At 62.9% G+C, this 14215-nt stretch carries 15 protein-coding genes; 9 read left to right on the top strand and 6 right to left on the bottom strand.

The window, feature by feature from the left end:
- Positions 1-3: 3 nt before the first annotated feature.
- Together IHE39_RS14595 and IHE39_RS14590 are read right to left on the bottom strand one after the other, a co-directional pair.
- Positions 4-468: a GNAT family N-acetyltransferase gene (locus IHE39_RS14595; RefSeq protein ID WP_192566980.1), complete on the bottom strand. Its 465-nt coding sequence runs from the start codon at positions 466-468 to the stop codon at positions 4-6.
- Positions 469-2118: a lysine--tRNA ligase gene (locus IHE39_RS14590; RefSeq protein WP_192566979.1), complete on the bottom strand. Its 1650-nt coding sequence runs from the start codon at positions 2116-2118 to the stop codon at positions 469-471.
- A 153-nt stretch (positions 2119-2271) separates the two neighbouring features.
- Here IHE39_RS14590 and IHE39_RS14585 point away from each other — a divergent pair, with 153 nt between their 5' ends.
- Positions 2272-2685 (top strand): tellurite resistance TerB family protein, encoded by a 414-nt coding sequence (locus tag IHE39_RS14585; RefSeq protein WP_184771891.1) that lies wholly within the window; start codon positions 2272-2274, stop codon positions 2683-2685.
- A 16-nt stretch (positions 2686-2701) separates the two neighbouring features.
- Here IHE39_RS14585 and IHE39_RS14580 read toward each other — a convergent pair whose 3' ends face one another.
- Both IHE39_RS14580 and ppk2 read right to left on the bottom strand, forming a co-directional pair.
- Complete coding sequence (locus tag IHE39_RS14580) at positions 2702-3526, bottom strand: ABC transporter substrate-binding protein (RefSeq protein ID WP_184772071.1); 825 nt, start codon at positions 3524-3526, stop codon at positions 2702-2704.
- A gap of 678 nt (positions 3527-4204) precedes the next feature.
- A complete protein-coding gene (gene ppk2, locus IHE39_RS14575; RefSeq protein WP_192566978.1) occupies positions 4205-5143 on the bottom strand; it encodes a polyphosphate kinase 2 in 939 nt (312 codons plus the stop codon).
- A 92-nt stretch (positions 5144-5235) separates the two neighbouring features.
- Here ppk2 and IHE39_RS14570 point away from each other — a divergent pair, with 92 nt between their 5' ends.
- The 5 genes from IHE39_RS14570 (at position 5236) to IHE39_RS14550 (ending at position 9560) form a co-directional block, all read left to right on the top strand.
- Entirely contained in the window at positions 5236-6510 is a 1275-nt protein-coding gene (locus IHE39_RS14570) for an ATP-binding protein (RefSeq protein WP_192566977.1), read from the top strand.
- Positions 6511-6644: 134 nt separating this feature from the next.
- Positions 6645-6914 (top strand): metalloregulator ArsR/SmtB family transcription factor, encoded by a 270-nt coding sequence (locus IHE39_RS14565; RefSeq protein WP_210327577.1) that lies wholly within the window; start codon positions 6645-6647, stop codon positions 6912-6914.
- Positions 6911-7561 carry an SdpI family protein gene (locus IHE39_RS14560; RefSeq protein ID WP_192566976.1) on the top strand — a complete coding sequence of 217 codons (651 nt, stop codon included), beginning with the start codon at positions 6911-6913 and terminating at the stop codon, positions 7559-7561. Before IHE39_RS14565 ends, IHE39_RS14560 begins: the two co-directional genes overlap by 4 nt.
- Positions 7562-7731: 170 nt before the next feature.
- Positions 7732-8457: a phosphate signaling complex protein PhoU gene (gene phoU, locus IHE39_RS14555; RefSeq protein WP_184771883.1), complete on the top strand. Its 726-nt coding sequence runs from the start codon at positions 7732-7734 to the stop codon at positions 8455-8457.
- A gap of 89 nt (positions 8458-8546) precedes the next feature.
- A complete protein-coding gene (locus IHE39_RS14550; protein WP_184771881.1) occupies positions 8547-9560 on the top strand; it encodes a magnesium and cobalt transport protein CorA in 1014 nt (337 codons plus the stop codon).
- 81 nt (positions 9561-9641) lie between these two features.
- Here IHE39_RS14550 and IHE39_RS14545 read toward each other — a convergent pair whose 3' ends face one another.
- Positions 9642-10160, bottom strand: a complete 519-nt coding sequence (locus IHE39_RS14545) for a GcrA family cell cycle regulator (protein ID WP_184771879.1) — start codon at positions 10158-10160, stop codon at positions 9642-9644.
- Between the two features lie 353 nt (positions 10161-10513).
- Here IHE39_RS14545 and IHE39_RS14540 point away from each other — a divergent pair, with 353 nt between their 5' ends.
- From IHE39_RS14540 to IHE39_RS14530, 3 genes are all read left to right on the top strand, one after another.
- Positions 10514-11707, top strand: coding sequence for an aspartate aminotransferase family protein (locus tag IHE39_RS14540; RefSeq protein ID WP_184771877.1), 1194 nt, complete (start codon positions 10514-10516; stop codon positions 11705-11707).
- Positions 11708-11722: 15 nt separating this feature from the next.
- Positions 11723-12640 carry an ornithine carbamoyltransferase gene (gene argF, locus IHE39_RS14535; protein WP_184771875.1) on the top strand — a complete coding sequence of 306 codons (918 nt, stop codon included), beginning with the start codon at positions 11723-11725 and terminating at the stop codon, positions 12638-12640.
- 116 nt (positions 12641-12756) lie between these two features.
- Positions 12757-13749 carry an Hsp33 family molecular chaperone gene (locus tag IHE39_RS14530; protein WP_184771873.1) on the top strand — a complete coding sequence of 331 codons (993 nt, stop codon included), beginning with the start codon at positions 12757-12759 and terminating at the stop codon, positions 13747-13749.
- A 53-nt stretch (positions 13750-13802) separates the two neighbouring features.
- Here IHE39_RS14530 and apaG read toward each other — a convergent pair whose 3' ends face one another.
- Entirely contained in the window at positions 13803-14195 is a 393-nt protein-coding gene (apaG, locus tag IHE39_RS14525; protein WP_184771871.1) for a Co2+/Mg2+ efflux protein ApaG, read from the bottom strand.
- Positions 14196-14215 lie beyond the last annotated feature (20 nt).

The raw sequence follows: 14215 nt of genomic DNA, 5'->3' as shown, positions 1-14215 counted from the left end.
CGCTCACACGTCGGACGGCTGCCGTTCCATGTAGATGTCGAGCTCATCGCTACGCGTTTCGACAAAGCCGTGGCGGTCGTAAAGGCGCTTGGCGTCACTGCCACGCAGCACGTCAAGCCGGACAGCCAGCCCTGCGGCGTCAGCTTCATCAAGCAACTGCCGCAGCACAGCAGCGCCGATGCCGTGGCCCTGTGCCTTCGGCACGAGATAGAAATGCTCGAGTAAAATGGCACCGTCATGCGGGCCAAAGGCGACGCAGCCGATCAGTTGCCCGCCGCCCAAGATCAGCCGTGTATGCTCGGGCCTGAAGCCGTCGCCGAAGCGCCTGCGCGCCCGCTCTGGATCGAACCGGCCGATGCGCTCAAGGCTGTCGCGCATCGCAAGCAGCCTGATGTCGAACAGACGCTCGAAATCAGAAGCTTTGGCGGGCTCGAAGCTGAAAGCCGCTGTCGAGCCGGCGTCTGGCATTTACGCGGCCAGCTTGCCTTCCAGCGCCTTGGTGATCAGCGCACGGGTTTCGGCGATGCCGTAGAGGGCGGCGAACGAGCCGAAGCGCGGTCCGCGTTCCTGGCCGATCAGCACCTGGTAGATCATCTGGAAGAAGGCGCCGGAGACACCGGGGCCGCCTTCCGGGCTCTTCTTGGTATGATCCTGGTAACGTTCGATCTGGCGGGCGACGTTGAGCGAGGCATTCTGGATCGCTTCGCCGTCGGCACCTGCCGGCAGTGCGCCGAGCGTCTTTTCGAGTGTCGCCAGCGCTTCGCGCTCGACATCGTCGGCGGCGCGAAACGTCTTGGTCGGCTTCACGAAGTCGTCGAAGTAGCGGACGGCATAGCCGGTCAGCTTGTCGAGCTCCGGATGCGTCTCGGGCGTTATGCCAGGCGCATGGCGCGAGATGAAGCCCCACAGCACGGCCTTGTCATGCGCGTTGGAGGCGCTGACCAGGTTGAGCAGCATCGAGAACGGCACCGGCATGTCGACGACAGGCGGGTTGCCGTCATGCATGTGCCAGACTGGATTGCCCAGCCGCTCCTTCCATTCTTGCCTGCCATAGGCGGAGAGGAAGGTGTAGTACTCGTCGACGGCGCGCGGAATGACGTCGAAATAGAGCTTCTTGGCCTGGCGCGGGCGCTGGTACATGTAGAGCCCGAGGCTCTCGGTCGGCGCATAGGTCAACCACTCGTCGATGGTGAGGCCGTTGCCCTTCGACTTCGAAATCTTCTGGCCGTTCTCGTCGAGGAACAGTTCGTAGACGAAATGCTCCGGCGCATGGCCGCCAAGCAGGTTGCAGATACGGTCGTAAATCACCGCGTTGGTCTGGTGGTCCTTGCCGAACATTTCGAAATCGACGCCGAGCGCTGCCCAGCGCATGCCGAAATCCGGCTTCCACTGCAACTTGACCTTGCCGCCGGTGACTGGGAGCGTGGTTTCGGTGCCCTCGTCGTCGAAGGTGATGGTACCGGCCTTGGCGTCGACATGCTTCATCGGCACATAGAGCACGCGGCCACTTTTCGGCGAGATCGGCAGGAACGGGCTGTAGGTCGCCTGGCGCTCCTCGCCCAGCGTCGGCAGCATCACCGCCATGATCTGGTCGAAGCGCTCGGCGGCGCGCAGCAGCATCGCGTCGAACTTGCCTGCCTTGTAATACTCGGTCGCGCTGGCGAATTCGTACTCGAAACCGAAGGTGTCGAGGAAGCGGCACAGCATCGCGTTGTTGTGGTCGCCGAAGCTGGCGTAGTCGCCGCCAAAAGGATTGGGCACTGCCGTCAGTGGCTTGTGCAGGTGCGGTTCGAGGAACGCGCGGTCCGGCACGTTGTCCGGAATCTTGCGCATCCCGTCCATGTCGTCGGAGAAGCAAAGCAGCTTCGTCTTGACCTTGTCTTCGGTCAGCACGCGGAAGGCATGGCGCACCATGGTGGTGCGCGCCACTTCGCCGAAGGTGCCGATATGCGGCAGGCCCGACGGGCCGTAGCCGGTCTCGAACAGGACAGTCTCGGGGAATTCCTTGCCTTTATAGCGCTCGACAATCTTTTTGGCCTCCTCGAATGGCCAGGCTTTGCTTTCAGCCGCTGCCGTGAGGAGTTCGGGGTTGAGATCGATGATGTTTGATCTCGTCATGTCGAGAGCCCTTTTCGTTGGGCGGAGTTTCCGCCGAAGAGGGCATGCTCTATGCGCGCAGGCCGCAGGCGTCAACGATTCCGGCCATTTTTCGTTGCAGTGAAGGGGTCGCGTTCCTAAGTTCGGACGGCATTCAACGCTTTGGAGAACTCCATGCCCTTGCCGACCGCCCACGAGGCGCTGATCTATCTGATGGTCATCACATCAGCTTCCGACCGCGACATGACCGATGTCGAGCTGGCGCGGATCGGCGAGGTGGTCAAGTCATGGCCTGTTTTCATGGACTTCGACGACAAAAGGCTGATCGCAGTGGCCCAGGACTGTCAGGAACTACTGCATGAAGAGCCGGGGCTGGAAGGTGCGCTCGAACTGGCGCGCAAGGCAATTCCCGAGCGGCTGCACGACACCGCCTATGCGGCGGCCTTCGAGGTGGCTTCGGTCGACCTGGAAATGCGGATGGAGGAGGTGCGTATCCTGCAGCGCCTGCGCCATCACCTGAGCGTCGACGCACTGACGATCGCTGCGATCGAGCGCGCCACCAAGGCCCGCCACCGCACCCTGACCTGATCAGGACGGGCGCCGCCTAGAAGAAGCTGACCGGGAAGTAGCGGAGATAGAGCTCGGCGAAGGTGCCCTTGGCCGAGATTTCATGCAGCGCATAGTCGAAGGCCGCAGCAAGGGTCGCATTGTCCGGCTTGGTCGCGATCGCAAGGCCGGTGCCAAGATATTCGGGCGCAAGGTAGGGGCCACCGGCGAAGCGGCAGCAGCCCGCGGCGTCGGTGCCGCTCAGCCAGAACGACAGGCGCATGCCGTCGCCGAAGACGGCATCGAGCTTGCCGTCCTTGAGATCGGCGTTGAGCCAGTCGGGCTTGGCGTAGGTGACGACCTTCAGATCGCCGAAATAGTCGCGCAACACCCGCTCATGCGCCGAGCCCGCCAGCACGCCGACACGCTTGTCGCGCAGCTTGTCGACGAGCGGTTCGGTGACAGCTTGCGCCTTCTTCATGATGAAGCGGGCCGGGAACTGGAGATAGGGCCGCGAGAAAGCATATTTTTCGCGCGTTTCGGCCGTTGCCGGCACGCCGGCGATGAGCGCTTCGCCGTCGCCCGCGTTCAGCGCGCCGCCGAGTTCGTCCCAGGGCAGGGCCTGGATCTGGCACTTCTCGGCGATGCCGAGTTCGGCGCAGATGGCGCGGGCGAGGTCGACATGGAAGCCCGACAGACGTCCGGCCTTGTCGATGAAGTTGAACGGCGGGAAGTCGGTCGTGGTCAGGAAGCGCAGCCGCGGCAGCGTCGAAAGGTCCGGCTTCGGCAGCCGTTCCTTGCTATCCCACAGCACCGGCACCTGCGGTTCAGCCGATTGGGCCGGGCCGAGCAGTGCTGCAAGCGACATGACGATCGCAAGCATCAGTGGTGCGGGGTTCATGGCTGCTCCGGGCCCTTCGGTTGCTGCGCACCCGGTCAGGACGCGTCGCGATGATCTCTGGCAAAAGCTTTAGCGTCGTCATTGCGCGCAGGCAAAGCGATTGTGCAGCAACGCACGACAAGGGACGCAAGCCCCACAGCAGAAACAACAATTTATATTAATTAGTCGGCGTCTCACCCATTCGGGGCATGGCCTCAAAGAGGCTAGTATGCATAATCGCGCTCGGGGCATTGCAGCATGGGGGTGTTGCAATGGAACTGGACCGGTCGCCTTGGGGAGGACGCACTTACGCGTGCGGGCTGTCTGAAACAGCTGGCGTGGCTTGGTTCGATTACTGTCGTAGTATCCAAATTTACGGCTCGCAGGCCGTGGGTGCGTGATGGTTGCGGTTGACTCCAGTCACGCGACCATCCGCCCCATTTTTTCTGCGCCCGCCCCGCATCACGCGACCATCGAAGCCTCAGCGTTTGTCGAAGCAAATGACAACGGCATCGACGCCTATGATACCGCGCTGGTAGCCCCTGCCGGAATTGCAGCCGGTGCTCGATCGGCTCAGGGTTTCCGATTCCCTGCGCCTCGGCATCGGGTCGTGCGCGGCCGTCCACGGCGCCACGTTCCAGGCGGAGCTACGGTCTCGGCGTCGCCCTTTGCCTGACGTTGTCAGTCGTTCAGGAACTTCATGCCCTCGGCGATGATCTTGCCATCGGGCCTGCCGACCGCGTCGAGATCGCGTCCTTCATAAGGCAGCGCCCGCAGGATATGGCGGATGACGGCGATGCGGCTGCGGCGCTTGTCGTTGGCCTGGACGACGATCCATGGTGCGTGCTGGGTGTGGGTCTTTTCGACCATCAGGTTCAGCGCCTTGGTATAGTCGTCCCACTTGCTGATGCCGGCGATGTCCATCGGCGAGAACTTCCAGCTTTTGAGCAGGCTGTGGCGACGGTCGTGGAAGCGCTTGAGCTGCATCTCCTGGCTGATATCGAGCCAGAACTTGAAGAAGTGGATGCCTTCGTTGACGACCATCTTTTCGAAATTCGGCGTTTCGTCGAGGAATTGGCGGTGCTGCTCTGGCGTGCAGAAGCCCATGACCGGTTCGACGCCGGCGCGGTTGTACCAGGAGCGGTCGAAGGTGACGAACTCGCCCGATGTCGGGAACTGCGCGACATAGCGCTGGAAATACCATTGGCCGCGCTCGGTTTCGGTCGGCTTGGTCAGTGCCACATTGCGCGCCGTGCGGGGGTTCATGTATTCGCGCACCGCAGCGATGGTACCGCCCTTGCCGGCGGCGTCGCGGCCCTCGAACAAGACAAGCACGCGCTTGCCCGCGGCCTGCAACCAGGCCTGCAGCTTGACCAGTTCGATCTGCAGCTGTTCGAGCGCCTTTTCGTATTCCTTCTGCGGCAGCTTGTCGTCATAGGGATAGCGGCCCGACGTCAGCGCCTTCTTGTCGACCCAGTCCGGCAGGATGGGGTCGTTGATGTCGAAGCTGCGCTCGTCATTGCCGATCCTGATCTCGACCGGGCCGGCGACCGGTGGCGCATCGACCTTAACCGCCGCGCTGGCGGCGTTGTCCTTCTTGCTTTCCTTGTCTTTTTTCATGACCTCGGCACCTTTCCAGCTCGGCAAGTCATGCTATTGGGTGGCTTGGGAGCGGTCCAGAGGCTTCTTGCAGGCGCATCGGAAACGTTCGTATGGCAGAGACCACCACGCAGACGAAGGCCAGGCGCACGGCGCGGATCGGGGTCGGCCGGCTGTACCAGAACCGCTGGATGCTGGCTGCGGCGATCCTCGCTGTTCTTGCTGTTCGCTTCTTCGGCGGCGTCTCCATGCCCTTCACGGTCGCCACAATCGCTGCACTGGTGTTGTTCGCGCTTGTTGCGCCGCGCACGCCGGCTGCCCGGCGGCTGGCCGAGGCCAGCGCGATCGACCGCTCGCCGCTCGACAGGCTGTCGGGCGAAAAGCTGGCGGCAGCGGTTGCCGATCCGCTCATCATCTTCGATCGCGACGGCACGGTGGTGCATGCCAACGCCGCCGCCGAAACCGCCTTCGGCGCGATCAGGCCCGAATTGCCGCTATTGCTGAAGTTCCGTGCTCCCGAGATGCAGGCGCTGATCGAGGCCGTGCTTGCCGGCGGCGGTAACGGGCAGGCGACCGATTATGTCGAGCGTGTCCCGTTCGAGCGTGTCTATCGCGTCACCGCCTCGGCGGTCGGGCGCGGCACCGGACTTTTCGTGCTGGCGTTCAAGGACCAGAGCGAGGCGCGCCGCATCGACCGCATGCGTGCCGACTTCATCGCCAATGCCAGCCATGAGCTGCGCACGCCGCTCGCCTCGATCGCCGGTTTTGTCGAGACCCTGCGTGGTCCGGCCCGCAACGATCCCAATGCACGCGACCAGTTCCTGCAGATCATGCAGAACCAGACCGGTCGCATGGCCCGCCTGATCGACGATCTCCTGTCGCTGTCACGGCTGGAGATGAAGCCCTATCTCAAGCCCGGCGTCCGCGTCGACCTGCGCCAGACCGTGGAAGCGGTCATTGCCTCGCTCGGGCCGCTGGCTGGTGAAACCGGCGTGGTCATCGAGCGCGATTTCGCCGACGGGCCATTCGAGGTTCATGGCGACCGCGACGAGCTGTTCCAGGTTTTCCAGAACCTGCTCGAAAACGCCTGCAAGTACGGCCAGTCGGGCGGGCGTGTGCAGGTGAAGCTGCAGCGGGCGGGGCAAGGCAGCGAAGCCGAGCTCGAGGTCACCGTCCGCGATTTCGGTCCGGGCATACCGGAAGAGCATATCCCGCGCGTCACCGAACGGTTCTACCGCGTCGACGTCGAGACCAGCCGCGCCCAGAAGGGCACCGGCCTTGGCCTGTCGATCGTCAAGCATATCTTGACGCGGCACGGCGCAAGGCTGTCGATCCGCTCGAAGCTGGGCGAAGGCGCTGCCTTCACAGTGCATTTCCCCGTCGCCTGAACGCCAAGAAGCGCGCCGGATGCAGTGCGAATCGACCGCTGGCCGCGGTCGCCGTCATATGCCAATATAATTCGCGTTGACTCTAATTAGAGAAACATCTAAATAAAGCCGCAGACACAATCAGCGGCGGCCAGATGGGCATCAACGCGGTCTTCGAAGCTCTTTCACATCCGGTCCGGCGCAGAATTCTGGCGCTGCTCAAGGACGGGCCGCTGAGTGCGGGCGAACTGGCGGGTCATTTCGACCTGACCAAGCCGACGCTGTCGGTGCATTTCAACAAGCTCAGGGACGCCGAGCTGGTCGCTGTCGAACGGCGCGGCACGAGCCTGATCTACCACCTCAACACATCGATCCTCGAAGAGGCCCTGGCCGGGCTTCTCAGCCTGAAGGACCCCGAGACATGAATCAGGCGTTGTTTTCGCGCATCAACCTCACGCTTGCGGCGGCCCTCGTCACCGTTACGCTTGCCGGTTACCTGCTGGTGCCGGCCGATATGCTGTTGCCGATCCATTGGGGACCAAGCGGCGAGCCCGACGCATTTTGGCCGCGCAACTTGGCCCTGCTGCTGGCGCCGGCGGCGGTTGTTGTGCTGTCGGCACTGCTTGCCTTCATCGGCATGCGCGTGGGCGAGGACCATGTAGCCGCAAGCAGGCATGCCTTTGCCACGGTCATACCGGTCATGACGGGGCTGATGCTGGCGATCCAGAGCTCGATCGTGCTGATCTGCCTTGGCTATCCCGACCAGATGGTGCGTGTCATCACGCTGTCCTTCGGCGTCATGCTCATACTGCTGGGCAACGTCATGCCCAAGACCCAGCCCAATGCCATCGCCGGCGTGCGCCTGCCTTGGATCATGAACGATCCCGTCCTCTGGCGCGCGACGCAGCGGCTGACTGGCATGCTGTTCGTTGCTGGTGGTATCGTGCTGGTGGCCTGCGCCATACTGGTGTCGCACCCGACATGGCTGATCGCGGCGCTGCTCGCAGCGTTCCTGGTGCCGATCGCCATAGGTGGCTTCTACAGCTACCGGATTGCTCACCGCAGCCATTGATCGGCACGGAAAGCCGGCAAATGGTAAATAGGCGGCCCCAACAGGTCAGGATTTGTCAATCCGGCGGCTAAATCCTTCTTCGGTTTCTTTTTTCCGTCATGCGGCTAGCGTAAAGCGCTAGATTCAGGATCACGATTCCCGGACGGGAAGCGACGAAAGAAAATGCGGCCATGCAGTCACAACATATTGTCAGTGCCTATGACGACGAGCTGAAATTCCTGGCGAGGAAGATCGCCGCGATGGGCGGCCAGGCCGAGCGCATGGTCGACCAGGCGATTGCCGCCCTGGTCAATGCCGATCCGGCACTTGGCCACAGGGTGATCCAGGACGACATCGTGCTCGACGAGGCCCAGCGCGAGATCGACGACAAGGCGATCCTGATCATCGCCCGGCGCCAGCCGATGGCGACTGACCTGCGCGAGATCATCGGCGCGATCCGCATCTCCGCCGACCTCGAACGTGTCGGCGACCTCGGCAAGAACATTGCCAAGCGCGTGTCGGCGGTGGCCGAGGGCCGGCAGCCGAACAGTCTGTTCCGTGGCCTTGAGGCGCTGGCGGAACTGGCGCTGACCCAGCTCAAGGAAGTGCTCGACGTCTATGCCTCGCGCTCGGTCGAGCGCATCGGCTTCGTGCGCGATCGCGACGAGCAGATCGACGCCATGTACACCTCGCTGTTCCGCGAGCTTTTGACCTACATGATGGAAGATCCGCGCAACATCACGCCGTGCACGCACCTGCTGTTCGTGGCCAAGAACATCGAGCGCATCGGCGACCACGCCACCAACATCGCCGAGACGATCTATTACATCGTCACCGGCGAGCAGATGCCGCCTGAGCGTCCCAAGGAAGACAAGAGCCATCGCGTGACGCTGGAAGGCGAAGGCAAGCCTGGCTAAGCCACGCGCAAGCAGGCTCTTCTGCGCCGGGTGGTGAAGGTCTAGAATAGTGTCCGATCGGCGGGGCTGATGCCCCGTAGGGGTGCAGCATGACCGAACTTGCCAGGAAGTTCGACAAGGACCCCGAGCTGGAAGGCGGCGTCGTCGCGTCCAGCGTCTATTTCGGCGGTCGCCGCATTGCCGATATCCCCATCGAAGAAGCCGGCAACTGGGCGGCCAAGGAAGGCCACGTCGTGTGGATCGGGCTGCTGGAGCCGGATCGCGAGCTGCTGCTCAGGGTGCAGCGGCAGTTCAACCTGCATGACCTCGCCATCGAGGATGCCGAGCACCCGCACCAGCGCCCCAAGATCGAGCAATATGGCGATGCCCTGTTCATCGTCGCGCGCACGGCGCAACTGGTGCAGGGCCGGGTCGATTTCGGCGAGACGCACATGTTCGTCGGCAAGGGCTACATCGTCAGCGTCCGCCACGGTGTGTCGACGTCCTATGCCGCCGTCCGCCAGCATTGGGAGTCCTGTCCGACAGCACTGGCCAAGGGCGAGGACTTCATCCTCTATGCGATCCTCGACTTCATCGTCGACAACTACATGCCGGTGCTCGAGCAGATCGAAGAGGAGGTCGACGTCATCGAGGACGGCGTGCTGGCGCGGCCGATGACGGCAAAGGACATCGAGCGGCTCTACATGCTGCGCCGCGACCTGTTGCGCCTGCGCAATGCCGCCGGCCCGCTGGTCGAGGTCTGCCGCCGCCTGACCAGTGCGGACCTGCCGCAACTGCGCCCGGCTATGCATCCCTTGTTTCGCGACGTGACCGATCACATCCGCACGGTGCTGGAAAAGGTCGACAATCTGCGCGAGGTGTTGGCCTTCGCCTTTGAGGCAAGCCTTCTCGTCGGGCAGAGCCAGGAAACCGCGATCGCCAAGAAGCTGGCTTCCTGGGCGGCGATCCTGGCGGTGCCGACGGCTCTGGCCGGCATCTACGGCATGAACTTCAACGACATGCCGGAGCTGCATTTCGCTTACGGCTATCCGACCGTTCTGGTCGCTATCGTGACGATCTGCTCGATCCTGTACTGGCGGTTCAAGAAGAACGGTTGGCTGTGAAAAGAGCGAGTAGCACAAAACAAGGGCCTCGGGTCGCCTTGACGATCCGAAGCCCTGAAAACAGTTCTGTTCGCTATTCGCTCAGCGCGAGCGGCGACGCTCCGAAGCCGGCTGGAAGGCAATCTTCGAGTGGTAGCCACAGTAAGGGCCGCTCTCACCGGCTTCGTTGCCGCAGAAGTTGAAGTCTTCGCTCAGCGGATCGCCGTTCGGCCACTTGCAGGTGCGCTCGCTGAGCTGCACGAGCTGCAGGCGGCGCGAGATTGGCACCACCACATTCTCGACCGGGCGAATGTACTGGCGGGCAACCGGCTCGACCTCGAACTGCGCCTGCAGGGCCGTGGCGCCGATGCTGGCGGTCACGGTGCGCGTTGTGGTGACAGTGCGCTGCACCGACTTGGTTGCGGTCGTCGCCTGGGTCGTTTTCTTCTGGCGTGCCGGAGCAGCCGTGGCGCGGCCACGGCTCGACAGCTTCAGGCGGTGAACCTTGCCGATGACGGCATTGCGGCTGACACCGCCCAATTGTGCCGCGATCTGGCTCGCGCTCAGACCTTCCGACCACAATTTCTTGAGAAGTTCGACCCGCTCGTCAGTCCAATTCATGAGACAGTGCTCCTGATTTAACGCGCAGAATTCGGAATCCTTTTCCGTCCCGGCAAGCCGGGTGAACACCACATCTATTCGGTGAGTATGTCCGCCGCACGAAATCTAGTTATTTCTCAATTACAATTACCGATGCGCCGAGTCCGTGACAAGAGTCGCGGAGGCTTTGCGATTCGGTTTTTACGGTTTTCCCCAACTTGCCGATGTAGCGTGACCACATGGCAACGAGTGGCTTGGATTGCATCGCCCTAAGCGACGTTTTCGTTGACTTCATGGCAGAAAAACCTGATATAGCCGCAGGCCGCCGCTCTGAGGCGGCTTTTTGATTTTTTCCGGGTTCGGAGAGACATATAATGAGCGGATCGGCGCTTTTCGAGACGTTTGCCCGTGCACCTTTGGCTTTCGAGCGAGGTGAGGGTTCCTGGCTGATCACCGAGAGCGGCGAGCGATATCTCGATTTTGCTGGTGGCATCGCGGTGAATTCGTTGGGCCACAGCCATCCGCATCTCGTCGAGGCGCTGACCGAGCAGGCCGCCAAGCTGTGGCATGTCTCCAACCTCTACCAGATCCCCGGCCAGAGCCGGCTGGGCGAACGCTTGGCCGAAAACTCCTTTGCCGACCGCGTCTTCTTCACCAATTCCGGTGCCGAAGCGCTTGAGTGCGCGATCAAGACCGCGCGCCGCTACCAGTATGTGAACGGCCATCCCGAGCGCTTTCGCGTCATCACCTTCGAAGGCGCCTTCCATGGCCGCACGCTGGCGACTATCGCCGCCGGCGGGCAGGCCAAGTACCTCGAGGGCTTCGGCCCGAAGGTCGAAGGCTTCGACCAGGTCGCCTTCGACGACATCGATGCGGCGGAAAAGCTGATCGGTCCCGAGACGGCGGCGATCCTGCTTGAGCCGGTGCAGGGCGAGGGCGGCATCCGCCCATTCCCGACGCAGTCGCTGAAGCGCCTGCGTCAGCTGTGTGACAAGCACGGCCTGCTCTTGATTTTCGACGAGGTCCAGTGCGGCATCGGCCGAACCGGCAAGCTGTTTGCCCATGAATGGGCCGGCGTCAATCCAGATCTGATGGCGATCGCCAAGGGCATCGGCGGCGGTTTCCCGATGGGCGCCTGCCTGGCCACCGAAGAGGCTGCGAGCGCGATGACCGCCGGTGTCCACGGCACCACCTTTGGCGGCAACCCGCTCGCCATGGCCGTCGGCAATGCGGTGCTCGACGTTGTTCTGGAGGAGGGCTTCCTGGATGAAGTCAGCCGCAAGGCGTTGTTGATCAAGCAGGGTCTCGCCGCAGTGGCCGACGAGTTCCCCGACGTGATCGAGGGCATCCGCGGTTCCGGCCTGATGCTCGGTCTCAAATGCACCATGCCCAACACCAAGGTGAACATGGCACTGCGTGACCACAAGCTGCTTGCGGTGCCGGCTGGTGATAACGTGATCCGCCTGCTGCCGCCGCTGACGACCAGCGATGCGGATATCCAGGAGGCGCTGGCGCGCGTTCGCGCCGGAGCTGCCAGCCTCTCCAAGGCCGCCGCCAGCGGCGGCTGAACCCAAGGAATTTACATGACCAGCGGGATTCGCCATTTCACCGACCTCTCGGCACTTTCCGGGAGCGACCTTCGCGGGATTCTCGACGACGCAGCAGTGCGCAAGGCGCGCCTGAAAGCCGGCGAGCGATCGAAGCCGCTGGAGGGCAAGGTGCTGGCGATGATCTTCGACAAGCCGTCGACCCGCACGCGCATCTCGTTCGACGTCGGCATGCGCCAGCTCGGCGGCGAAACCATCATGCTGACCGGAACCGAGATGCAGCTTGGCCGCTCGGAGTCGATCGCCGACACCGCCAAGGTGCTGTCGCGCTACGTTGATGCGATCATGATCCGCACCACCGCGCATGACCGGCTGATCGAGCTGACCGAAAACGCGACCATTCCCGTCATCAACGGCCTGACCGACGACACCCACCCGTGCCAGCTGATGGCCGATATCCTGACGTTCGAGGAACATCGCGGGCCGGTGCGCGGCAAGACCTTTGCCTGGACCGGCGACGGCAACAACGTGCTGCACTCGCTGCTCGAGGCATCGGCCCGTTTCAGCTTCAACGTCAACATCGCGGTGCCCGAAGGCAGCGAGCCGGAAGAGAAGTACATCGACTGGTCGCGCGCCAATGGCGGCAAGGTCATGATCACCCGTTCGGCCGAGGATGCGGTGCGCGACGTTGACGCCATCGTCACCGACTGCTGGGTGTCGATGGGCCAGGAGCATCGTGCCCGCGGCCACAATGTCTTCCTGCCTTATCAGGTCAATGTCGAGTTGATGAAGCACGCCAAGCCCGATGCCCTGTTCATGCACTGCCTGCCGGCCCATCGCGGTGAGGAAGTGACCGACGAGGTCATCGACGGCCCCAACTCGGTGGTCTTCGACGAGGCGGAAAACCGGCTGCACGCGCAGAAGGCCGTGCTCGCCTGGTGCCTGGGCGCTTGAATGCGTGATCCCGCGACCCTATCTGGGGCGGGATCATTCAATTATCATCAAAGCTATGTTCTGCGACCGTCGGCGGACCGACCGGGCGCGGAACTCTATAGACGGGATAAGTTCCAGTGACTGAGACCGAACGCAAGCTCGGCGAATTCGGGTTCGCCGGCGACGACCATGTTGTTCCATTCGCGGTGGAGCCGCTCGACGTGCGTGGCCGCACCGTCCAGCTTGGCCCGCTGCTCGACCAGATCCTCGAACGGCACGATTATCCGGAACCGGTTGCCAGGCTTCTGGCCGAGGCCTGCGTGGTCACGGTGCTGCTCGGCACATCGCTGAAGTTCGAAGGCAAGTTCATCTTCCAGACCCGCACCGACGGTCCGGTGGACATGCTGGTCGCCGACTTCACCACGCCGCATTCGCTGCGCGCCTATGCACGCTTCGACGCCGACCGTGTCGACGCGGCAATCGAGGCCGGCATGACCGCGCCCGAGGACCTGCTCGGCAGCGGTGTCCTTGCGCTGACCATCGATCAGGGCGAGCATACCACGCGCTACCAGGGCATCGTCGAACTCAACGGCATTACGCTGGAAGAGGCGGCACGCGCCTATTTCCGCCAGTCGGAGCAGATCCCGACCGAAGTGAAGCTGTCGGTGGCCAAGCTCGTACTGCCGGCCGAAGGCGGTCCGCGCGAGCATTGGCGCGCCGGTGGCCTTTTGGCGCAGTTCCTGCCTGACTCACCCGAGCGCCGGCGCGTCGCCGACATCCATGGCGGCGACGGCGACGAACGCGATGTGGCGGTCCACCCTGACGACAATTCCTGGCAGGAGCTGTTGGCGCTGGTCGGAACCATCGAGCCGACCGAACTGATCGACCCGACCGTTGGCACCGAGAGGCTGCTCTATCGGCTGTTCCACGAGCATGGCGCCGTCGTCTACGAGGGCGTGCGCGTCATCGACGAATGCTCGTGCTCGGGCCAGAAGATCAAGGGCATCCTGCAGGGCTTCACCGCCGAGGAAATCACCGACAGCGTCGAAGACGGCGTCATCCGCGTCGCCTGCGAGTTCTGCTCTAAGTCCTACGAGTTCGATCCCGCCGAGTTCGCGCCGGTTCAGTAGTTCAATCTTACTGCTGGAGCATGATCTTGGTGCCGAATGCTCGGCACCAAGGGCTAGTTCAGCCTGTGCCTGGCGTCGGGCAGGTCGAGCGAGAAGGCGGGAATGGCGATATCGAACATCTCGCCGGCCTCGTTGCGCATGGTGTAGCGCCCGACCATGATGCCTGACGGCGTCGAGAGCGGGCAACCGGACGCATATTGATAGGTGTCGCCGGGATTGAGTTCGGGCTGGTCGCCGACCACGCCCGGGCCTCGAACTTCCTCGACTTTGCCGCTCGCGTCGGTAATGTGCCAATAGCGCGACAACAGCTGGACGAACTCATCCGAGTTGTTCTCGATGGTGACGCGGTAGCCCCAGACGTAACGGTTTTCCGACGGCTCCGACTGGTCCACCAGGTAGAATGGCTCGACCTCGACCGCGATGTTGCGGGTGATTGCGCGATACATATGCTGCGCTCCTTGGCCTG

The sequence above is a fragment of the Aminobacter carboxidus genome, from assembly GCF_014863355.1.
Lineage (GTDB): Bacteria > Pseudomonadota > Alphaproteobacteria > Rhizobiales > Rhizobiaceae > Aminobacter > Aminobacter carboxidus.
Note: the sequence above shows the minus strand (reverse complement) of the source record. Positions and strands in the feature narration are given on the sequence as shown.